Annotated in this window: 14 protein-coding genes; 3 read left to right on the top strand and 11 right to left on the bottom strand. The window is 40.8% G+C overall.

The features are described 5' to 3' along the window. Positions 1 to 114: 114 nt before the first annotated feature. Positions 115 to 2061: an alpha-amylase family glycosyl hydrolase gene (locus tag RS893_RS04010; protein ID WP_315789975.1), complete on the bottom strand. Its 1947-nt coding sequence runs from the start codon at positions 2059 to 2061 to the stop codon at positions 115 to 117. 831 nt (positions 2062 to 2892) lie between these two features. Between RS893_RS04010 and RS893_RS04005 the strand changes: the two genes are divergently transcribed. Then, positions 2893 to 4962: a cation:proton antiporter gene (locus RS893_RS04005; RefSeq protein WP_315789974.1), complete on the top strand. Its 2070-nt coding sequence runs from the start codon at positions 2893 to 2895 to the stop codon at positions 4960 to 4962. Positions 4963 to 5005: 43 nt separating this feature from the next. On the opposite strand, the gene RS893_RS04000 is transcribed toward RS893_RS04005, so the two are convergent. The 7 genes from RS893_RS04000 to RS893_RS03970 all read right to left on the bottom strand — a co-directional run bounded on the left by RS893_RS04000 (position 5006) and on the right by RS893_RS03970 (position 12781). After that, positions 5006 to 6358 (bottom strand): selenium-binding family protein, encoded by a 1353-nt coding sequence (locus RS893_RS04000; protein ID WP_315789973.1) that lies wholly within the window; start codon positions 6356 to 6358, stop codon positions 5006 to 5008. Positions 6359 to 6401: 43 nt separating this feature from the next. Further along, positions 6402 to 6977, bottom strand: coding sequence for a gamma-glutamylcyclotransferase (locus RS893_RS03995; RefSeq protein ID WP_315789972.1), 576 nt, complete (start codon positions 6975 to 6977; stop codon positions 6402 to 6404). Positions 6978 to 7111: 134 nt separating this feature from the next. Beyond that, positions 7112 to 8530: a hypothetical protein gene (locus RS893_RS03990; protein ID WP_315789971.1), complete on the bottom strand. Its 1419-nt coding sequence runs from the start codon at positions 8528 to 8530 to the stop codon at positions 7112 to 7114. A gap of 260 nt (positions 8531 to 8790) precedes the next feature. Continuing rightward, positions 8791 to 8967 carry a hypothetical protein gene (locus tag RS893_RS03985; RefSeq protein WP_315789970.1) on the bottom strand — a complete coding sequence of 59 codons (177 nt, stop codon included), beginning with the start codon at positions 8965 to 8967 and terminating at the stop codon, positions 8791 to 8793. Between the two features lie 92 nt (positions 8968 to 9059). Beyond that, positions 9060 to 10121 carry a hypothetical protein gene (locus RS893_RS03980; protein WP_315789969.1) on the bottom strand — a complete coding sequence of 354 codons (1062 nt, stop codon included), beginning with the start codon at positions 10119 to 10121 and terminating at the stop codon, positions 9060 to 9062. 7 nt (positions 10122 to 10128) lie between these two features. Further along, positions 10129 to 11967, bottom strand: coding sequence for a DNA cytosine methyltransferase (locus RS893_RS03975; protein ID WP_315789968.1), 1839 nt, complete (start codon positions 11965 to 11967; stop codon positions 10129 to 10131). A 340-nt stretch (positions 11968 to 12307) separates the two neighbouring features. Further along, positions 12308 to 12781 (bottom strand): hypothetical protein, encoded by a 474-nt coding sequence (locus tag RS893_RS03970; protein ID WP_315789967.1) that lies wholly within the window; start codon positions 12779 to 12781, stop codon positions 12308 to 12310. A gap of 512 nt (positions 12782 to 13293) precedes the next feature. Here RS893_RS03970 and RS893_RS03965 point away from each other — a divergent pair. Continuing rightward, complete coding sequence (locus tag RS893_RS03965) at positions 13294 to 14547, top strand: glycoside hydrolase family 10 protein (RefSeq protein ID WP_315791861.1); 1254 nt, start codon at positions 13294 to 13296, stop codon at positions 14545 to 14547. A gap of 84 nt (positions 14548 to 14631) precedes the next feature. On the opposite strand, the gene RS893_RS03960 is transcribed toward RS893_RS03965, so the two are convergent. Continuing rightward, positions 14632 to 16119, bottom strand: a complete 1488-nt coding sequence (locus RS893_RS03960; RefSeq protein ID WP_315789966.1) for a site-2 protease family protein — start codon at positions 16117 to 16119, stop codon at positions 14632 to 14634. Positions 16120 to 16461: 342 nt separating this feature from the next. Between RS893_RS03960 and RS893_RS03955 the strand changes: the two genes are divergently transcribed. Further along, positions 16462 to 20097, top strand: coding sequence for a CHAT domain-containing tetratricopeptide repeat protein (locus RS893_RS03955; protein WP_315789965.1), 3636 nt, complete (start codon positions 16462 to 16464; stop codon positions 20095 to 20097). A 218-nt stretch (positions 20098 to 20315) separates the two neighbouring features. Here the strand turns inward: RS893_RS03955 and hpnH are convergent, their stop codons facing one another. Together hpnH and thrC are read right to left on the bottom strand one after the other, a co-directional pair. Further along, on the bottom strand, positions 20316 to 21329 hold the full coding sequence (gene hpnH, locus RS893_RS03950; protein ID WP_315789964.1) for an adenosyl-hopene transferase HpnH: 1014 nt from the start codon (positions 21327 to 21329) through the stop codon (positions 20316 to 20318). 230 nt (positions 21330 to 21559) lie between these two features. Continuing rightward, positions 21560 to 22651 (bottom strand): threonine synthase, encoded by a 1092-nt coding sequence (gene thrC / locus RS893_RS03945; RefSeq protein ID WP_315789963.1) that lies wholly within the window; start codon positions 22649 to 22651, stop codon positions 21560 to 21562. Positions 22652 to 23099: the final 448 nt, after the last annotated feature.

Genomic DNA, 23099 nt, shown 5'->3' with positions numbered 1-23099 from the left:
CCTTAAGCCTATGAGCGCGTCTACACACCCCTCACATCCCACCTCCCCATTGCCCCTAATCCCCGACCGGAATCGGTGAGTTCCCCATCTCCCTAATCCCCAATCCCTTATAATTTAAGACTCCCGCCCAGATGCCCAAGTATCACGCCATTTCACAGTACCCTCAGTGGCAATTACCCAGCGCCGAGAAACGAGATTTTCCCGCAGGGGAGAACTTCCCTGTCGCCACATCGCATATTTGTAGCTGATCAGCTTACCAGCGCTTTCATTAAAGGGAATTTCAGCAAACCAGGTGTTGGAGTTAATGTATTCTAGGGGGTATGCTTTGGCGATGTCCCAATTACCAAGTTCGGGACAATCTCCGATCACCACGATGGTTTCTCCGGGTTGAGTGCGTACGCCATTGAGTTGTACCCGGACAATGGTTTGGCCTTTGACACGGTCGCCAACGTGGCTGATGGCGATCGCTTCTTTAGGTGCAAGTTCTAAGTTATAAATCTTGCCATCTTTGACTTCAAATTTGCGTCCAGTTAATAAACAAGTATGTTCCCGATCTGGTAATTCCGTATCAACCGCCTCTAGAGTGACAGCACCACCTCTATTTAATGCCACAAAACAACGAGAGTCGCGGTAGCGGCGGATATAACAATAAACATCTGGTGTAATGTATTTCTGCCACTGACTACCCATTGATACTGCTGGGTTGAGACGACGTAGTCCTGAAAGTTTGCGTATATCTCGGTAGATGGGGGTATCATTATCCCAACTTTCCATCATTGGACGGTTGTAGGGATCGTTGTTACCGTAGATATTATCATCACCATTGGTATCGTTATGCAGGTATTGTTCTGTGCCGTAAAATAGGCAAGGAATGCCGCGAGTTGTCATCAACAAAATCACCGCCAACCGTAAAATATCGGGATCAGGGTTGATCGTTTGAAAACGGTGCATATCATGATTGTCGATAAAGGTGATGAGTTCGGTTGCACCGTTATAGCGATAGTCTAAATCCAGTACATTTTGAATCAGGTAAAAACCTTGTTCGTCATACTTGGCTAGGGCTTGCCGAATTGCCATGCACAAGCCAAAATCGAGGATAGTCATACCAGAGTTATTGACGAATTCCACAGCGCGATCGTCATTGGGACTGCTGTAAATCCATTCACCGAAAATAAATACATCTGGTTTGTGCTTATACATTTCTCCAGTAAATTCCTGCCAAAACCAGATTGGCATGTGTTTAACAGTATCTACTCGCAACGCATCCACACCCCGATCCAACCACTGCTTAATTGCAGATTTAATATAGTTGCGGTACTGAATATTGTTTTCGTTAAAAGTGGCTAGTCCTGATAGTTCACAGTTATGAACTTGCCACTCATCTTCCCAATTTGTAACTTCACCATAATGATGATACCAATGATCTTGATCATCATGAAAATCAGCAATCTTCACGCCATCATCATATAATTCGCCTTTACTACCACCAGTGTCAGGACTACTATGGTTGCAGACAATATCCAACACTAACTTCATATTGCGCTGATGCAATTCTGTAATTAGGCGATCAAAAACAGTATTTTTTTGCTCTTGAGTTTTGTTGAGAGAAGGATCATCATCAGCAGCAATGTAGCGGGGATTAATACGTTTAAAATCTTTTGTCCAATAGCCATGAATCGCAGCACTTTCAATAAATAATTCTTCTACTTGTTCAAATAAAGGAGTTAACCAAATAGCAGTGACTCCCAAATTTTTGAGATAGTCTAGCTTATCAATAATCCCTTGCAAATCTCCACCCCAATACTTACCCCAGTCTTCGCGATTGGGATCATAAAGTTCTGCATTGATACCTTGGCTATTGTCAGGATCACCATCGTAAAAGCGATCAACAACAATGAAGTAAATAGTTTCTTGACGAAATTCGATATCTCTAGTGTAGAGAAATTCTAAATCAATTTCTGTATGTGATGGTGGTGTTTTGACAATTGCTTCAACTTCTGCGGCTGGGTTTTCTACTGTATATTGAGTATCTGAAATTTGAGATGGAGGATTTGCTACCATAGTAAAATGATAAATTAATTAAATTGATACTTTTAGTCTTAGGAAAAGCAGTTTTACAAAAATTGCTCTCTAACTTTTACGCTTCTTTCATCGCAAGTATCTATTTATTTATAAAAAAAATACATCTATCTTTAGTTAGTATTTTTTAGGTCTTTAGATAGATTTACTCAAGAAGCTTGATTGTATATAATCACTAGTTATTTATTTATTATTTAGTTGATTTCAAAGAAATATCTTTTGTTTGAATAAAGCTTTATTAACTCTAGTCTACTTGTGATGCTTTAGTTCTCATCAATGTACTACCAGAGATTGATTCTCTTTATTCGGCAGACAGATGTAAGGGAAAAGAGAATTGTATGTTTTTATTAAACATGATACTCTACCTCGTAGTTTGTATAACCAAGGTAGTAAGTTAGTTTCTGTAAAAAAAATACACTTAATTTTTGGTATTTCTCTTTACAAAGTATCAAAGCTTAGTTACTATGTCAAACAAATATTCAATTTCTGCTTAGTTGATGCTGATTTTCATAAATTACTCTCTAAACAATTGTATTAAAGCTATGTTGTTGATATTTTCTCAGTAAATTTAAAAAATAAATTTATACTAAGACATATTTAAAGAACTATATTTATCTAACTACAGATAGTTTTTCATTTTGATTAAGATAGACAAAATTAGCTAACGTTCACATAATGCAGCACGCCATCCAAATATTCATAAAAAATTAAAATTTAGATAATATGCCATATTCCTTACTGAAGTAAACACTAAAATAGTTGAGCAACGTGTTTTGATATATATAAATATTGGAATATTAAGAGGGTAAAAATTTGCTATCACAAAGTCCAATTATTGCATTTACAATTCTGCTACTAGTCATTTTTACTGTACCACCTATATTTGAAAGACTACGATTACCCGGCTTAGTTGGTTTATTGATAGCAGGTGTAATATTGGGTGAAAATGGACTCAAGCTACTGAACTCTGAATCTGAAACAATTAAACTGCTATCAGATATCGGTAAAGTTTATTTAATGTTCGTAGCTGGTTTAGAGATTGACCTTGAGCAGTTTCGTAAAACTAGAAATCGCTCAATTGGTTTTGGTGGTTTCACGTTTTTAGTACCCTTAGTTGCGGGAATTGCTGTTGGCAGATTATTTAATTTTAGTTGGAATACTTCTGTATTAATTGGTTCTTTGCTTGCTTCCCACACTCTGTTGGCATATCCAATTGTTAGCCGCTTGGGAGTTGTGACAAATGAGGCTGTAACAGTCACAATTGGTGCCACTATTTTTACTGATACTGGTGCTTTGTTAGTGCTAGCAGTCTGTGTTGGCATTCACGGTGGAGAATTTACAGCCCTGAGTTTGATAACACTTTTAGTTGGATTAGCAATTTACTCTGCTGTTGTTTTATTTGGTTTTGATTGGGCAGGAAAAGAATTCTTTCGACGTTCTGGTGATGAACAAGGTAATCAGTTTTTATTTATCTTGGTAGCATTATTTATAGCATCTGTAGGAGCGCAGGTAATTGGAGTTGAAAAAATTGTTGGTGCCTTCCTAGCAGGTTTAGCTGTTAATGATGTGTTGGGACGTAGCCCTGTTAAAGAAAAAGTTGAGTTTATTGGTAGTGTTTTGTTTATCCCTTGTTTTTTTGTGGACATGGGATTATTGATTGATATTCCTGCCTTTATCAAAACCCTGAGTTCTATTTGGTTAGCTGCGGCAATTGTAGTCGCTTTGATTGGCAGCAAATTCATAGCAGCATTCATAGCTAAATTATTGTACCGCTACAATACCGCAGAAATGCTGACAATGTGGTCGTTATCACTACCCCAAGTAGCAGCCACACTCGCAGCAGCTTTAGTTGCCTATGAAACAGTTAACCCTGCGGGTGAGCGATTAATCAATGATGGTGTGTTAAATAGTGTAATTGTGTTGATGCTGGTAACTTCAATACTTGGCCCAGTAGTAACAGCACGGTTTGCCAGCGCACTTACAGTTCCTCAGACAGACTGGGCAAAAGATAAATTATCTACGTGGTGGCAAGGAGATAGTTATAATGCGGATGAACAAGCACACTATCCATTCACTGTTGTTGTTCCCCTATATAATCCTCAAACTCAGCGCTATTTGATCGAAATGGCTGCATTACTGGCGCGTCACGAATCAGGGAAGATTGTACCATTAGCGATCGCCAGAGGTCATGTGCAAATGGATGATCCGCGCTTAAAAACAGCACTTGAACAAAGTCAGCAACGCTTGCAGGGTGTTTTAGAAATTAGCCAAGAATTTGGGGTGGAAGTATCACCAGCTATCCGGATTGATGACGATGTCGCTTTAGGAATTTGTCGTACTAGTCGCGAACAGAATGCTAATTTAGTAGTCATGGGTTGGTCGCGTAACATGGGTATTCGCGCCCGCTTGTTTGGTAGTGTCATTGATAGGGTGTTTTGGTCTTCTCATTGTCCGGTAGCAGTGACAAGATTATTGAGTAGTCCGACAACTATCCAGCGTATTCTTGTACCAGTAGGAGATTTAACGCGGCAAACAGTCGGTACTTTGCGGTTTGCCCAAATTTTAGCAGATGCGAATCAAGCAGAAGTGGTACTATTGCATGTAGGCGATCGCAGAACACCCCCAACTCAGCTTGATAAGTTCAAATCCCAACTCTCTGGAATCGCTTCTCAAAGTAAGTTACAAGTAAATACCGATATCCATACAATCATTGGTGATGACGTAGCTAGAGTCATTATTCGTGAAGCCAAAACCTTTGACTTAGTAGTTTTGCGATCAACTCGTTATCGTACCGCCGGTGGATTAGCTGTCAGTGAAGTGACAACCCAGGTGATTAAAGAGTTAACTTGTTCAATTGTATTACTGGGAGAACCTCATTCTTAACATAGTTGATTCTATAGCGTCTGGGGTTTTTGATGGTACTAACTTACACCCAAATATCAGAGGTAACATCACCCCCAGGATAATGCATTTCATGGGCTCGTGCAGGGCCAGCTGGTTCCTTACCAAAATCAACGTAAAAATTCTCGTTAATTTTCATCCCGCCGTTTTCGGTGTCACAATCAATCTGCAATAAGTATGATCCAGTCTGGGAAAAATCGGGATAGAATTGGTTGTCCCACGTACTCAACAAAGAATTTGTGACATAAAGCCGCTTGCCATCAAGACTCAGTTGCAGCATCTGTGGCCCACCAGCTAGTTTATGATCTTGAACTTCACCTGCTTGACCTAGCAAACCACCACACCAAATTTGACCTGTGAGCTTAGGTTGAGAAGGATTGCTAATGTCATACTGGCGAATATCACCATGCAACCAGTTGGAAAGATAGACAAAGCGATCGCACATAGAAATTATGATATCAGTAATCAACGATGGCACGGGGATTGGCCAACCTTCCACTTCTACCGATGGAATATCAATAACTTTCTCGACTTCCCAACGTCCGTTAGATTTATGCCAATGCCAAACATTACTGCTGAGGGCTGCACCAACAAACCCGTGGGTACTATTAGGATTGTGATGAAAACGCACTTCTAGAGGAATTAATCCTTCTTCACCCAAATCAACACTTTGAATAATTTCGTGTTTTGACCAATCCCAAAAATGTAATTGATGCCCGTAGTTCCCAGCTGCTACATCGTTGAGGTCAAAGCCAGGATAATAAGTTTTTGGTGCGCCCCATTCGCTACTCACCATGACGTTATGACGCGGCTGATACCAAAAGTCATAGTTAAACCGCATGGCATCAGCTTGGCATTCCCAGCGTCCAGCAATCTCAAAATTCTCATCCAGCAATAAAAAGCCACCCGGGCCATTACCTTCGCTGTCGCCCAGCATGGAAATCATCACATGACCATCAGCCAAACAATGTACTGTATGCGGTGCTGTTAAATTTGTTTTCTCTTTAATTGCTTCCGGTTCAATAATTTTATATAGTTTGGGCGCGTGGGTGTCTGCGGTATCAACAATATAAATCCGGCTAGAACCCAGCCCCGGAATTACTAAAAATCTGCGGTTTTTATTTATATCATTGTAACAAGAACTACACGCATTCCAGCCAAAATGATGTAACTCATCACCAATATAGGGCATGGGAAGGCGATGTATTACTTGAGAATAAGTTGGGGAATCAGGGTCAACGTCTATAGTGGCAAGATAATCTGGTGCTTCAATACCCGTACCTGTATAGATGGCTATTGTATAAAGTATCTTTTCCCGTTCTGCCTTCATCGCTGCTTCTGGAGAAGCATAGCCAGGACCACAGCAAGCATGAGCCATAATTTTGTTCTCCAAGTGTCCTAAATTAGAGTTTATGCAAATATCACTGGACTATTCGAGGTTGCTGTTGTAGTTGGTACATATGATTAAATAAATTCCAGCAGTACTCTTCCGGTAATCCGCACGTAACAGCACCCCGCAGCACAACGTTAAAGTACCAGTCGTTTGGTGCGTGTTCTTTTGCTAATTTGTCAACCACTACATAAGTGCGGACACTGCTATAAACCCGCCCTTGGCAGTGAATATCAACAAATTCATGACGATAACCTCCACGCGGGACATCTTCTCTTTCATCTAAGCGATCGCTAATTCGCCAAGGTAGTTGATAAAGTACACCATGCACAGTGCTAGTTGGATCTTGGATAATATCTAGCACACCACACTTGCGAAAAGCAGAATAGCGATAAAATCCCAGCCTATATCCTTTGAGTATACCAGGCCCAATCACAAAATTATGAGTGTTTTCGCCGAGCGATCGCTTCAGATCAACAGGACACATACATGATCCATAAGCAAAATAAAAAAACATTGGTTCTCGCTGTTGTTGCCCCACTGCTATGTTGACTGCACTACTAGAATGCACCCAAGTATGATGTAAATATCTACTCTGCTTGCTCATTTATCTGTGCAAGTATCAACTACAGTCAGTAATTATACTCTAATTCAGAGATTATACTTTCTCTATACATCTGTATATCGATAAATAAACCGTAGATTAAATCAGCGATCGCTGATTACTCTTCACTGACTTAACTACCCCTGCGCCTCTCTCAAGAGCTGATTCCATGCTGTGACTACAACTTGTAAATTCTTAGGCAAGCTATTGTGAGAAATATCGTTGTATCGAATAGTACCATCACTACTAGTGAGAGTATAGATCACATAATCAGCTGCACCAGAAGGCGCAGGATAACTAAGATTCTGAAATTCGTTTGCTCCTTTTTCTTCTAGCAATTTCTGAAACTGCCGTAACTTCTGTAAAGAAATGCGACGGACACTACGTTCAGAATCGTTAGCATCACCTATGCGAGTCCGAATCAAAAGCCCGTCATCTAATAAAACAGTTTCGTAGGTTCTACCCACAAATCCACCACTAGAAATTTGACGGAAAACTACACCACTTTCTAAAAGCGGTGGTAACTCGCTAGTCGGAATTGGCTGAGGTTTAAGGCTATTATTAACAGTTATTTTGCTAGCTTGTTTATCCAGCTTAATTGTGTTTGGTTCACCAACTCGGTAAACTAAACGCTGTTGCCCATCGCTGACAGTTACCCGCCAACCAGGTACAACACTCGGCGCACATAAAATCAGGGGTGTGCTAATACCCAAACAACGATCTGACCATTCTCGCCTTTCTACACCAACTATCCACAGTCGAGAAACGGGTAATCCTAACTCTTCTTCTGCATCTGCCAAAATCGCATCAGTGATGGATTTTGGTAAAGCGTTTGTGCTTGCATTTTGATTGAGTCTGACTTGAGAACCATCACGATTGGCGCGATAAACCAAACGTTGTTTTCCTGCTTGTACGTTGACTTCCCAAGCCTGCTGGGCAATCTGAATACAAACCTCCCCAGGACGTGCCAAACCCAGACAGCCATCTGTGGTTATTTGTTTAAAGTTAACAATGCGTACTCGAGAAGTAGGTAATCCTGTAAGTTGGGATGCAGCAGCTAAAACAGCATTTTTCACAGAAGTAGGTAAATTGTTTGATTGGTTATTTACAGGAGTTGCAGAATTGGCTAAACGTAAAGAACGACCATTACTATTAGTGTGATAAATCCAGTTCTGACTGCCATTAGACACAATTACTCGCCAACCTGGAACTAAAGCTTGAGTGCAGAATTCATCTGGTTTAGGCAACCCTAAACAACCATCGCGCCAAGTTTGTTGATTGTATGCAACTATTTGCAATTTACTGGGCAAAACTCCTTGGTTGCGTAATGATACATCTCGTAGTACAGCCCTCGCCACCGGTAAAGGTAAGTTGTTATTTTTATTAGTTACTTCTAAAATTTCATTTGCTGTGTCTGGCAAAATATTTCTGGGATTAGCGCTAGTATTTTTGATGAATACAAGGTTGCTACTAACAGATAAAATGCCAGTTAATATCAAAGCAGTGAAAATTTTTACTTGTTTGGTGGTAGGATAATTCTTTAAGATGGTTTTCATGAGAATATTGCCAATTAATAAGTAATAATTGTTAAGGTCATTAGTTGAATTTTAACTAACGACAAAAGGCGGAAACATCTAAAGATAAATCTATATATCATCTTATTCCTGAATCAATCAGGATATTTCTTGGTTGTTTTTCAACACAGATATACAACTGGACGTCAATAGATTTACCTTTTGTTCCTAATGTATAGCTATTGTTTGTAATTGTAATTAGATTTTAGTGTTTTGGTAGATGCCCTGCTAAACCAATGGGTTTAAGCTTTTGGGGTATCTGGTAAATCTTCAGTTAATATCTCCTTTAGTGTTAACAACCATTGGTAACAAGGCTCGTCAATTGGTGCAATTTCTCTACGTTGCTGTGCCAATGATTCGGTATACGCTGTCATCCAAGCCACAGCAAGTTCTTGCTCCGAAACAGTTTCCTCTGTCAAAGTACGTTCAAACTGTTCTCCAATTCACTCTTCAAAAGTCAGAACTTCTAAAGATATTCCGTAAATTTCCTCAATCTCTTCACATCTGGGTTTCAACTCATCAAGCCCTCAGGCTCAAGACTTGTAACGAAACCAGCCCGTCTAATAGCAGGATGTACTTCCAGTTTTTCTGACAACTCTTCAATCTCATCTCGTAAATATGCTTTGCCATACTTGGCATCCCAAGCCTCTACAATCTGTCTATCCTCTAAAAGCTCGATATCACCAATATTTCCATGCTTTTTGTTGGCGGAACGCATTTGTGAAAGAGGTTTCAAAAGACTATTTGGAAAAACTTGATAATCTTGCATAGCTTGCATCAAACTGTGCATCGCAATTTCCATTAATTGAGCAGCATAATCAGATCGATTAATGTGACGCAGAATGAGACTTAATGCTATTTTTTGATCAATAACCGTTGCTTCAAAAAATAAACTAAGCTTATCAATAACTTGTAAAGCTAGTCTTCTAAAGTTGTCTGCTTGATTAAGTAACTGTGAAAGAAGATATCGAAGTGCAACATCAGCAGCTAATTCGGCTTTCTCTGTAGCTTCAACAAGGTTTACCCATTCAGAACGCGCACCTCGTATATTCGCTTTGTATACGGTTGAATATGGATAATTTTCTGCTAAGCTGCGAGTCATCATAAAACCATCAGCATTTAGCCTCAGCAATTCATATTTTCGCAAAACAGGTGTAATGTATTGTCTATCAAGAGAACGCATAGAAATCCCATCACACCAAGAAAAATCTCTTGTGCCTGTGCTACCTTTATGCAACCTAATATTCTGTTCGGGCTCAATTGATTTAACGCATAACTGTAGTATCGTCAGCCCAACTAATGCTCTACCAACTTCACTAGTTACTGATTGAACCAATCTATCTAAAAGGTATCTATGTGCCTGTATTAACTCTAAAAAGTCAAGATTTGAGCATGTATCCCTACAAGCTAAGATTTGTCTTTCTAAATAGCCATTGGAAAGCTCTACTGCTATTCTCCTAGATCTTGCCTTTGCGGCTTGATTCATTCCTCCTTCATGAAAGGCTTGAACTGTTCCATCAGGGAGAACTAGTTCACTCCTATTACCATAAACTTTTAAGTGCAGTTCACTCATAACCCAGCTATAAAATTTTACGCAGTTGAACGCTCTTTGGGTTCAGTGTAGGAAATGCATAAGGGATCAAATACTCACCTGGGGGAATCTGCGGGTTTGTATTATGACTTCTAACTTCGTAGCCCATAGCTCTTAAAGACTGAAGGTAGAAGAATATGTCTTCTTCGTGAACAGCCCACTTTTGTGCAAATTCTTTTGCTTTAAGTTGAGTAGAAGTACCAATACATCTTGTTATACATTGAACTACACGCCAAAACGAATTAACTTTCAACTTATCACAGAAGTTCATGACTCCAATGATACGAGCATTATACTGATAATACCCAGATAATTGCACTAAATCTGCTTTGCCTGTAGCTTTATTCAACTTTTCTTCAAAGGCTTTCCAAACAGATGTAAAGACTTGTGTATTCAATTGTTTACCACACAGCTTAACTGAGTTCGTACCAAGAACCCACTCTTCATAACCACATGAGGGATACACATCAATGATAAATTGATCTGCTTCCTCCCAATGGCCATTAGTACTTGCTGTAATCGTCCAAGAAGAATTATTTAATTCATAATTCAAGTAAATCTTGATACATCCGGGAGATGATTTTTTTGCCCATGAGAAATTTTCCAGAGACAAGAATCTGATAGATTCTTCTTTCTCCTCGTAAATAGAATCAGCTAAGGCTGTTATTTTTCCTTCCTTAGACAGTTTAGCGATCGCTATTTGGGCTTTTTGAAAGTAAACCTCTGTCAGCTTTCGTTTGCGCTGCCTGAAACCTAATTTTTTACTTTCAGGCAAATAAGCAAGGTTAAAGGGCAATCCAACATTTATTACTTGATCTAAAATGCTGAGGGCAAGGATTCTACCTAACTGAGGAGGAACTGAATTTCCAATTTGCTCAATAACAACTTGTCGATTTCCTACTATTTCATAATCATCAGGAATAGTCTGCAAACGCTTTAATTCAGTTATGGAAAATCTACGGTTTTCCCAACTAAAGGGACCAGTATATTGGCCACTCTGAGCTTTGATGGTTCTTACTGGAGTATCTGGATCTGCTTTGTAGAGGAAATCAGAGAATTTTGATCTCCAACTGAAAATGGGATTTGGATAACCCATTTCCTTTGTATAAAAGCTGTAGTTAAGCCCTGGTGGAATATCTTCAAGTAAATGACCAAATCGTCCGCCCAAACCTGGTTCTATGTCTGAAATATCAGCACCTTCTACAGCCTTTGCTGCCGAATAATACGGACGCTGGTCAAGAGAATCAAAACCGTGAGTAGGATATGGAAATAAATATTTCCCTCGTTTCAAGCCGACAATAAACAAACGTTCTCGATGCTGAGGTACACCGTAGTCAGCAGCATCTAGGATACGGAAGTAAATACTATATCCAACTTCTCGAAAAGCTTCTTGAAGTTTTTTCCATGCTTCTCCTCCATTTGCACCAGTAATTCCATATACATTTTCAAATAAAAATCCTTTAGGTTGAAGCAGTTTTAGAATGCGAACATATTCTTGGAATAGTGTTCCCCTTGCATCTGTTGTTCCAGATACCCCAGCAGCCCGACGCCCAGCAGCAGAAAAGGTTTGACATGGTGGGCCTCCAATGATGAAATCTACTTTGAGCTTAGGATCAGGAAAATAGTCTCTAATGTCAGTACAAATTGGTTTAGAACCTTCCAACCGTTTTCCTAATTGAGAATTTTTTTGCAACGTCTGAACATATTTAGCTTCCAGTTCAACCATCTGAACTATTTCAAATCCAGAATCATGAAATGCAATATCTAGCCCACCACCGCCAGAAAACAAACTAAGTGTTTTAACGGGAGAAATACCCTGCTGCTGCAACCATTTACACAAAGACTTGCCAAAATTATCAGTCCATGTTGCCTGCTGTCCCACCTCAAGAGTATCTAAGATATTTTGAAACCAATTCGTATTAGCTGATTCAGAGTTGAGCAGTTCAAGAGGAAGGGACAATTGCTGCATTGCTTTTTTGGCCTAAGTATCAGAAATATAAACTAATCCTAAAATATGGAAATATAAAGTCTATTACTATTAAGCTTAAATATAGTACATACAAACTGGTTGTGTACCGATAGGCTAATGGGCTTCTAACAATGCATTGGTTAAAATTTATTTTTGAAATGCATCGATACCAAAATACAAAAATGCGATCGCCTGCTATTCAAACTAAAACATGATTAGGTAAATCGATTTTAATTGTCGTAGCTGCCCAGTCTTTGAGGTCTGGCGCTAACAAGATCAGTTTTCTTAAGATTTCATCGTTTATCCACAATACCAAGGGAAACTGAAACTGTTTGCGAAACTCATCACGCATTAAATTTGTAGAAATGATGAGTTGATTAATTGCGACTACGGACTCTAAACCATCTACCATCAAAGCTTCGGGATGGTTAGACCCAATGGCACTGGTGATATTAGTATAAAGCGTTTGTGCAGAAGCAGACAGAGATAATTGTGCGATCGCTATTGGTAAAAATTCATTTAACAAACTCACTAACTGCTGTTTATTGGTAGAGTTACAGCAGACTAAAAGTAAAGAAAATTGACCGTGGGAAAGGGTTATCGCCCTTGCCAACCTCGCAATAGCGGCTGTAGTGCTTGTATCATGCTCTTGTGTCTTAATTAAGTTGATCATTAATTTGACCTAAGTATATTTTTATATAGTTTTCTCAATAACCAGCAATACTACCCGTCTATTGAGAAATAAGGCGATAAATGAATAAAATAAAGGGCATTGTTGAATTTTGTCCTGATAATTATACTCATAGTAATTTTAACAAGTAGTGTGGTGCATTACCCCAGAATGACGGTTAAATTTACGTAATTTTGCTAAAGATGAACTTTTCGACAAAATTCAGCCTGATTTTGCACGTAAGTGGAGGATTGGGGATCGGGAGGACAAAGGGGACAAGGAGGATGAGGAGTGTGGGGAGTGTGGGGAGTGTGAGTAATAACCAACTATTAACTACTAATGTACAGACGCGATGTTCCTCGCATCTCTACTAACTACTAACTACTAACAAATGACAATTGACAACAGACCATTGACCATTGACCAGTGACAAACTTACGCAACTTCTTGGAGATCTACGCAGTCATAGGTGATGATTTGTTGAAGCCTATGTGAAATTTTGTACCCAATTCATGATGAAAAAGTTTGTTAGATCTTGTCGACAGTTGTTTGTGTGGAATGTTCGTCAAAGTAGTCATCGCAACTTAGCTTTTTTTGCTGTACTGGTTACTTTGTCAATGATTGCTACAATGATGCTATCTTTTCCCCTACCAGCGCAAATACCTACGCGTCAGCAAATAGCAGAGTTACGGGGGGTGTGGTTAACCAATATTGATAGTAATGTCTTGTTTGAGCGCGATCGCCTCAAGAGTGCATTACAAAATCTCCAACAGCTGAACTTTAATGTTGTCTATCCAACCGTATGGAATTGGGGTTGGACGCTGTATCCTAGTAAAGTTGCCCAAAAGGTGATTGGGCGATCGCTTGATCCAGAACCGGGTCTACAAGGGCGAAATATGCTTAAAGAAGTGGTCAACGTTGGGCATCAACAAGGCTTAACAGTCATTCCCTGGTTTGAATTTGGCTTTATGGCCCCTGCCGACTCCCAACTAGCAAAACGTCGCCCGCAATGGTTAACTAGTCGTAGAGATGGTAGTAAAATTTGGAAAGAAGGTACTCATGATCGAGTATGGCTAAATCCCTTCCGACCGGAAGTGCAACAATTCATCCAAGATTTAATAGTAGAAATAGTTAGGAATTATGACATTGATGGCATTCAATTTGATGACCATTTTGGTTTGCCATCAGAGTTAGGATACGACGCTTATACAGTTGCACTATACAAAAAAGAACACGGTGGTAAAGCACCCCCTACCAACTCCAAAGATCCAGAATGGGTACAGTGGCGCGCCAACAAAATTACTAACTACATGAAGCGGGTATTTACAGCGATCAAAGCTACAAAGAAGAACTGTATTGTTTCCGTAGCACCTAATCCTCAACGCTTCTCCTACGAATTCTTTTTAGCGGACTGGCAGAAATGGGAAAGAATGGGACTTGTGGAAGACTTAGTTATACAAGTGTATCGAGACGACCTGAATGTTTTTCAGAGCGAATTAGAGTACCCAGAAGTCAAAGCTGCTAAAAGTCACATACCCGTAAGTATCGGTATTATGACGGGACTAAAACGTAAACATGTACCAATGACACAGATTAACCAACAAGTCCAACAGGTACGCGATCGCAACTTTGCTGGTGTCTCTTTCTTTTTCTACGAAAGTTTGTGGAACATTACCAAAGAAGCACCACAACAACGTCAAACAGGTTTTAAAAATCTTTTCCCAACAGGAACTTCCTACCCAAATCTACTAGCTGGGTGGAAACCGTAATTTGGTTAGTGGTTAATGGTTAGTAGTTGCCCGTCAACCACTAACCATTAACTATTAACTACTAACTACTAACTACTAACAATGTTATCCAATTCCCAATCGCCCAGCTAAACCAGGAGTTAGGGGTAAAAGAGTCGCAACCATTAAAAATAAAGCCAACAAACCTAAAGCGGCGCGTGCATCGTCTGGTTCGCTGATTTCATTCAAGCTAGGGCGTTCTAAGCCTCGTTGTAAAAACAGAATCACGATTGCCCAATACATTGCTAAAGGATTACCCAAAGCTACTAATCCCAGCAAAATTAAAGTTGCAAAGGTCGTTCTACCAGCTGTTTTGCGTCCGTAGATAGCTTGGACAATCCGACCACCATCAAGTTGTCCAGCAGGCATCAAGTTTAAAGCTGTGATTACCAACCCCAGCCAACCAATAACTACCAAGGGATGCACGTCCACTAATGGTGATTGCAAAGCTGAACCAAGTACAACCCGTGCTAAAGTGCCCACCAAAATTGAACCTTGGAAAAACTGATTGGGTAATTGAAACATACTGCCTTGATGAGAAAGCAGCAATCCAGTAATCAGCATCAACACAGACACAATTCCCCCAGCAGCTGGGCCAGCCAAGGCGATATCAAATAATACTTTACGGTTGGGTAACAAAGACTCAAACCGAGTAATTGCCCCAAAAGAGCCGATTTGTACTGCTGGTAGAAAGTAGGGCCAGCTGAGGCGGATATTGTGGCGACGGGCAAGTAACCAATGACCTATTTCATGGGCCAGTAAAATTACTAAAATCCCCAAACCAATAGGTAAAGTTTCTGTTAAGCGTGCAAAATTGGCAAATAAATCAAAGCCTTGCAGGATACCCGACGCTTCCAAACTTGTGGCAACTGTTGATACCAGCAGAATCACAGCAAAGACTTTTTGCGATACGCTCATCGGACGCGGGTCATTGCGGCTGGGTAGGACAATTACCACTGGTTTTTCATCAGTATTTTCAACTAAATAAAGGCGGTATTTGTCACCCAATGTTTCCTGCAACTTAGCAGTCAGACGGTTGTGAACCATCTGTGCTTCTCCCCGCAGATTACCTTTAAAGATAGCTCCTTCTTGATAGGCAATAGTTTCCGTAGCAAAAAACGTATCCAGACCAAAAATACCTTTGATAGCATTTAAATCTGCTTCTGGAATTGGCAGAACCTCCAATTTTACTTGTGCAGGTTCCACCGTCGATGTTGTTTCTGCTGTAGGAGTTGATTCTTGTTCAGCTAGCTTTTGTGTGGCTCGCTGTCTAAGAATCACGTCTTGTCCCGCTGCCCTTAACTGTCTACCCAGATAGATGTAAATTGCTGTAGAAACTACCAGCAACAAGAGAATGGCAACAATATTGATGTAAATCCCGGCTGCAAATAAGCCAAAAAATACTAGCCAGGGAGCCATTAAAACCACTGACTGTAACCAGGCAAAGATTCCCAGCTTGCCATAGGGTCTGGCACGATAAAAGCCCCAACCCAAGATTCCGAAAGCGACTAATAGAATTGTCGCAATAATAGGAGTCTCTGATGCAGTAAACATTTCCAAACCCTTTGCTTTGCAAAATCAAGCCTGAATTTAGTCAGGTGTTCACATACATTAATAATTTATCAATATAAGTAAGTCAGTACAAATAAAGCTAACTCGTTGGGGTCGTCATTGTCCAAAGTCATTGATCATTGGTAAGGGTTCTAGGCGTGTTTACTTTTCGTAACATAGTTATGTTTATTTCCACCGACTTACTTATGCAATGGGATTGCGATCGCTTTTCATCTTCAATTCCCTTGTCTAAATAATTAGAAATCTGGGAATATAAAGCTGAATATAGGAACAAGCAGCTGAACAATTAAGTACTACTACTGAAAATACTGAGTAAAGTACATCATGGCTAAAAGTGTTCCTATGTTCGCCTGTCCTACTCTGATTGTATTGATCAGCACGATGTTAATGTCAGAGTCTGGAATGGCATCTGTGATTACCCCATCATTGAAGTTTCTCATTGCCCCACCTCTAAACCTAGCTCAACAACCCAACAGCCCTGAAAAACAAAAAGCCTTTGTTCAGGCACAGCAATTATCACAAGCAGCAAAAAAACTATTTGAGCAAGGTACAGCCGCATCTCGACAACAAGCACTAGCTAAATACCAAGCCGCTTTGAAAATATGGCAGCAACTTGCTGTTAATGAATCTCCTCCCTATGTAGCTCGTAGGTTTGTTGTCACTACCCTGAATGCTATAGGTACAATCCATTATACTGATGGTCAATCACAGAAAGCCTTAGAAAGTTTTCAGCAGGCTTTAGCGATCGCTCGTGAACTCAAAGATCCACTTGGGGAAGCCTTTGCTCTCACTTCCATTGCCAATGCTTATTCTAATTTGGGTCAAAAGCCACAAGCATTAGAATTGTACAAGCAAGCAGTATCAATCTTTCAGGCTCAAAAAAAGCCTGCTACTGCTGCTGGCGTACTAACTCAAATAGGCAGAATTTACTTTAGTTTAGGACAGACGACAAACGCTCTGGCAACTTACAATCAAGCACTAGATATTCAACGCCAGCAAAAAGATACTGATGCTCAAGCTACAACACTCAAAGACCTTGGCTTAGTTTACATGTCTTTAGGCGAACCGCAAAAGGCCCTCGCCAGCCTCAATCAAGCATTAGAAATTCAACGCGCAAACAAAGATTTGTCTGGACAAGCTGATACTCTCACTTATATTGCTTCGGTCTACACTTCCATAAGTGAAAATCAAAAGGCATTGGCATCTTTAAATGCAGCATTAGCATTGCAGAAAGCAGCACAAGCTAATATCTCTAGCACACAACGCCCTTTTAATCTCTCAAAACAAGCCTTAATTCTGAGCAATATTGCCTCTGTATACAAGTCCATCGGTAATTTTTCCCAAGCTTTGCAGTCAGCAAAGCAAGCGCGATCGCTTTTGCAACAAGCAGGTTTACCTTATCAGGAAGCTGAAATACTCAATCAACTTAGTTATATCTACAGCGAACAAGGAGAAGTAAAACAAGCTCTTGATTCCTTAAATGAAGCACTCAAACTTCAGCGTAGCATCAAAGAACCAGCCAGAGAAGCTTTTACCCTTGGTAACATCGCTGAAATTTATGCATCTTTCGGCGATTATCAGCAAGCGCTGGATTCCTACAATCAAGCATTGGATATCCAACGGCGGATTAAAGATCGTCCAGGAGAGGCTGCTACCCTCAAGGACATCGCTCAAGTTTATAGTGATTTGGGAGACTATCAACTCAGTATTGCTACTTACAACCAAGCCTTAGAGATATTTCAACAAATAGGTGATCGCACCCAGACAGGACAAACCCTAAATAGTATTGGTAGTACTTACCGTTACGCAGAGAATTATCAAAAGTCGCTGGAATATTACAACCAAGCCCTAAAAATTTGGCGCGATCAAGGGGATAAATTTAGAGAAGTCGCTACACTCACAGGGGTAGTCAGAGCCTACGAGTCATTAAAAGGTTATCCCAAAGCGCTAGCTGCTGCTAACCAAATTTTGACATTATCTCGCCAACTAAATAGTAGCTTTAGCGAGGCTACTGCTTATGTCTTTTTGGGTAGAGTGTATTTAGCTACACAAGACTATCAAAAAGCCTTGGCAGCTACAAGCCAGGGTGTGTCAGGATTCCAAAAGTTAGGTTTCCAGTTGGCAGAAGCTAACGCTCTAAGTGTCCAAGGCAAAGTTTATGATGGGTTAAAGCAGCCAAACAAAGCGATCGCAACTTACAACCAAGAATTAGCATTACGGCAGAAATTAAGCGATCGCTCTGGTATTGCCGACACATATTACGCGATCGCCCTTACCGAACGCAACCGGGGTAATCTCAACGCCGCCCGTAGCCAAATTGAAGAAACAATCAAACTCGTTGAAGGTATTCGTACCCAAGTTACCAGCCAGGACTTACGTACTTCCTACTTTGCCAAAGTTCAGAATTATTACGAGTTTTATATAGATTTGCTGATGCAGTTGCACAAACAAAACCCATTGCAAGGATACGATGCATTGGCACTGCAAGCTAGTGAACGTGCCCGCGCCCGTAGTTTATTGGAACTATTGAATGAAGCAAAAGCCGATATCCGCCAAGGAGTTGATCCCAAACTACTAGAAAAAGAACGTAACTTACAGCAAAAACTTGATGCGATCGAAAAACGCCAAATCGAATTAGCCGATGATGCATATAACGAAGAAATAGCCCAAGCATTAGCAAAAGAAAATGCCACACTATTAGAACAGTACCGACAGCTACAAGCAGAGATCCGTACCAAGAGTCCTCGTTATGCAGCACTTACTCAACCTCAACCCTTGAATGTTACCCAAATTCAGCAGCAAGTCTTGGATGACAACACTCTGCTGTTAGAATATGCGCTGGGAGAAGAACGCAGCTATCTCTGGGCTGTGAGCAAAAATAGCATTAAAAGTTACGAACTACCTAAACGTGCTGACATTGAAGCTACTGCACGCAAGTTTTATGATCTTTTAAACACACCCGATTACAAACTTGGGGCAAACGAAGACAGCAAAGTTGCCAACCAGTTAAGCCAGATGCTACTGCAACCCGTAGCTAAAGAATTAGGAAATAAACGTTTGCTAATTGTCAGTGATGGAGCCTTGCAGTATTTGCCATTTAGTGCATTACCTTCTCCTGCTGCTTCGACCTCTCCCACTCCCTTATTATTAGAACACGAAATCGTCAACTTGCCCTCAGCTTCTACCTTAGCAGTGTTGCGGCAAGAAGTTAGCGGACGTAAAGTAGCTCCGAAAGCGATCGCAGTTTTTGCTGATCCTGTGTTTAGCAGCGACGATGATCGGATTCAAACTAAAGTTAAACAAACCACTCAACAACCTGTAGACAAGCGCAATATCAACAGTCTGGCATTAGCAAAAGCTAGCAGAAACACCGATGTAATTTTTACCCGCTTACCTTTCACTCGCAAAGAAGCCGAGAGTATTTTGTCACTAGTGCCAACAGGTGAGCGTTTGCAAGCCTTAGACTTCACTGCTAACCGCACTACTGCCACCAATAACCAACTCAGTCAATATCGAATTGTGCATTTTGCCACTCACGGTATCCTGGATAGTACTAATCCAGAGTTATCAGGTGTAGTGTTATCACTGTTTGATAACAACGGCAAACCACAAAACGGCTATTTGCGACTCCATGATGTCTTCAACCTCAATTTACCAGCAGAATTAGTTGTGCTGAGTGCCTGTGAAACCGGATTGGGTGAAGAAATCAAAGGCGAAGGCTTGGTAGGTTTAACTAGAGGATTTATGTATGCAGGTAGTCCGCGAGTAGTTGTAAGTTTGTGGAGTGTGGATGATCGAGCCACATCAGAATTGATGACCAAATTCTACAAAAAAATGCTGCAAGAAAACTTAAAGCCAGCAGCCGCACTGCGATCAGCACAGATAGAAATGTGGCAAAATCAAAATTATACTGCACCGTTTTTCTGGGCAGCATTTACCTTGCAGGGTGAGTGGAAGTAGTTATGAATTACGCCTAATGTGAATTTTACCAATTTTGGATTTTGGATTAAAAGACTTTGCTAAAAAGCTTTTCCAAGAATTTCAAACAATACTTCCTATCCCCATTTGGTATTGGTTAGCTTAAAGCTGACTTAAGCTATTAGCCCAAAATTTATTTTAGGGCAGAATTTTGGGCTAATAGAGATGAGATAGCTGTAGGCTACAAGTTGCTACAAACTCTAACCAAAAATACTACCAATAGAACGAACTAAATTCTGTGGTTGCATCGCATCGGTGGCGGCGGTAGGTTCATAACCGCAGTGAACCATACAATCTGCACATTTGGGATTACCACTAGCACGACCGTATTTGTTCCAATCTGTGTCTTTCATTAGTTCATCAAAGGTGGCATAATGTCCCTCATTTAACAAATAACAGGGTTTTTGCCAACCTAGAACACTGTAACTCGGACTACCCCAAGGTGAGCATTCATAGTCTTTCTCGCCAGTGAGAAAATCTAAAAATAGTGGGTTATGGTTAAAGTTCCAGTTTTTCTGACCTGCTTTGTAAGGAGCTAAGATTTCTCTAAATAAAGCGCGTGTTTGTTCTCGCTTGAGAAAATGTTCTTGATCACTTGCCCACTCATAACTATAACCAGGAGAAATCATCATCCCATCAATGTTGAGCGTACTCAGGAAATCAAAAAACTCCTGCATTTGTTTGCGATCAACACCTTCAAAAACAGTAGTGTTAGTGGTGACACGAAATCCTTTGGCTTTAGCAGCACATATAGCTTGCACAGCAGTGTCAAAAACACCTTTGCGATTCACACAATGATCATGCCAATCTCGCATTCCATCGAGATGTACACTGAATGTCAAATAAGGTGACGGTTGAAATTTATCTAGACTCTTTTCTAATAACAAGCCGTTAGTACACAAGTAAACAAACTTTTTGCGCTCAATCAATCCCTGCACAATCTCGTCAATCTGGGGATGCAGAAGTGGTTCCCCACCAGGAATAGAGACTATAGGCGCACCACATTCTTCTACTGCTGCAAAACACTCTTGTGGAGTTAGGTTACGCTTGAGTATATCTGTGGGATGTTGAATTTTGCCGCAACCAGGACAGGCGAGGTTGCAACGAAACAGAGGTTCCAACATTAAAACCAAGGGATAACGCTTACGTCCTTTCAGACGTTGGGTAACAATATATTTGCCGACTTCTAATGCTTGCTGAAGATTAATAGCCATCTAAGCTCACTCCCCACATTTTCAGTTAAATATATTGTGCCGCAAGTCTGTGGTTGTAGTGGGAGACACTGAGTAGGAAGTGGAGAATTAGAAATCGACCACCGATAAACACAGTGCAAGGCGATGGTCTATCTGTGTACATCGCCTTGCACTGTGTTCGTTTACAAAAAACACCTAGATAGCTTTGCTAGTCTAGGGGTAGATTAGACTCTGGACTTTGCCTAACGACTTTAAAATCCCATCGCCGCAGCTACGGCGTGGACTTCCGATTCAATACCTTGTTTAAATTGGCTGTTGCTGTGTTTAATGGCTGTATCTGGGTCTTTTAAACCATTGCCAGTGAGGACGCAAACCACTGTTGCACCTGTGGGAACTTGGTCTTTGACCTGCAACAAACCTGCTATAGAAGCAGCACTAGCTGGTTCGCAGAAAATTCCTTCTTCTGATGCCAATAGACGATAGGCTTCAAGGATTTCGTCATCGGTGACAGAGTGAAAATTCCCCATACTGGCTGATTTGACAGCTACTGCTTTTTCCCAACTGGCGGGGTTGCCAATTCTAATGGCTGTGGCAAGTGTTTCTGGGTGGGGTATTGGTTCCCCTTTTACTAAGGGTGCTGCACCAGCTGCTTGGAAACCCATCATTCGAGGCAGGCGATCGCACTTCCCAATTTGATGGTATTGACAAAATCCCATCCAATATGCTGTGATATTTCCCGCATTACCCACAGGAATGCACAGCCAATCAGGAGTGTTACCTAAAACATCAACTATTTCAAATGCTGCGGTTTTTTGCCCTTCTAGACGGTAGGGGTTAACTGAATTCACCAATGTGACTGGATAAGTTTGGGCCATTTCCCGGACAATTTCTAAAGCACGGTCAAAGTTACCTTGAATTGCCAGTACCTCTGCACCATACAAGAGTGCCTGCGCCAATTTTCCCAGCGCTACATAACCATCGGGAATCAATACAAAAGCACGCATTCCCCCACGCCGAGCATAGGCTGCTGCTGCTGCTGAGGTGTTGCCTGTACTCGCACAAATAACCGCCTTGGCCCCTGCTTCTTTGGCTTTGGAAATTGCCATTGTCATGCCTCGGTCTTTGAAGCTACCAGTGGGGTTAAGACCGTCATATTTGACAAAAACACGTACTTGTCTGCCAATGCGTTGTGCGATCGCAGGAACTGGTATCAGAGGTGTGTTACCCTCCAGCAGGGTGACAACTGGTGTTGTTTCGCTGACAGGCAAGTAGTCGCGATACTGCTCTATAAGTCCGGGCCAGGGTTGGCGATGAGATGTAGTTGCAGACAGGCTCAAGGTCACGAGTTTTCAGGGCTTTTTAAATATTATTGAGTGTTGGTTGTTTGGAAACCACCAACAAACAACTAGTTCGTAGAATGTCAGTTTATCGTTTTAGATGTCTCTCTGGAAAGGTTTATGCGACATTTTTTGACACTCCTTAACTGATACCAATTTGAAAAAAGAATACAACACATGGATTATATAAGACCCCACCCCAACCCTCCCCTTTCTAAGGGGAGGGTGCCGTTAGGCGGGTGGGATGATCTGCCGCAAACATGATTTGAATTGGTATGAGAAATTTAACCAGTTCTTTTTGCACGCTTAACATCGCTGTGGAATTTATGAGATTAATATCTCAGTCAAATACGCTTCCTGAGCTTCTTCGGTGGGGTCGCCAAAGCACAAAGCGTGAAAAAATTCTTGGCTTTGCTGTCTTTCGTTTTCTATAGGAATAAGGACACCTGCTCAA

The sequence above is a fragment of the Fischerella sp. JS2 genome (genome assembly GCF_032393985.1).
Lineage (GTDB): Bacteria > Cyanobacteriota > Cyanobacteriia > Cyanobacteriales > Nostocaceae > Fischerella.
Note: the sequence above shows the minus strand (reverse complement) of the source record. Positions and strands in the feature narration are given on the sequence as shown.

Bases quoted from the DNA above. Each gene is read 5' to 3' on its own strand.
- hpnH (WP_315789964.1), bottom strand. From the start codon at position 21,329: ATGGCTATTAATCTTCAGCAAGCATTAGAAGTCGGCAAATATATTGTT.
- RS893_RS03960 (WP_315789966.1), bottom strand. From the start codon at position 16,119: ATGTTTACTGCATCAGAGACTCCTATTATTGCGACAATTCTATTAGTC.
- RS893_RS04010 (WP_315789975.1), bottom strand. From the start codon at position 2,061: ATGGTAGCAAATCCTCCATCTCAAATTTCAGATACTCAATATACAGTA.
- RS893_RS03995 (WP_315789972.1), bottom strand. From the start codon at position 6,977: ATGAGCAAGCAGAGTAGATATTTACATCATACTTGGGTGCATTCTAGT.
- RS893_RS03980 (WP_315789969.1), bottom strand. From the start codon at position 10,121: ATGAGTGAACTGCACTTAAAAGTTTATGGTAATAGGAGTGAACTAGTT.
- RS893_RS04000 (WP_315789973.1), bottom strand. From the start codon at position 6,358: ATGGCTCATGCTTGCTGTGGTCCTGGCTATGCTTCTCCAGAAGCAGCG.
- RS893_RS03990 (WP_315789971.1), bottom strand. From the start codon at position 8,530: ATGAAAACCATCTTAAAGAATTATCCTACCACCAAACAAGTAAAAATT.
- RS893_RS03970 (WP_315789967.1), bottom strand. From the start codon at position 12,781: ATGATCAACTTAATTAAGACACAAGAGCATGATACAAGCACTACAGCC.
- RS893_RS03965 (WP_315791861.1), top strand. From the start codon at position 13,294: ATGAAAAAGTTTGTTAGATCTTGTCGACAGTTGTTTGTGTGGAATGTT.
- RS893_RS03955 (WP_315789965.1), top strand. From the start codon at position 16,462: ATGGCTAAAAGTGTTCCTATGTTCGCCTGTCCTACTCTGATTGTATTG.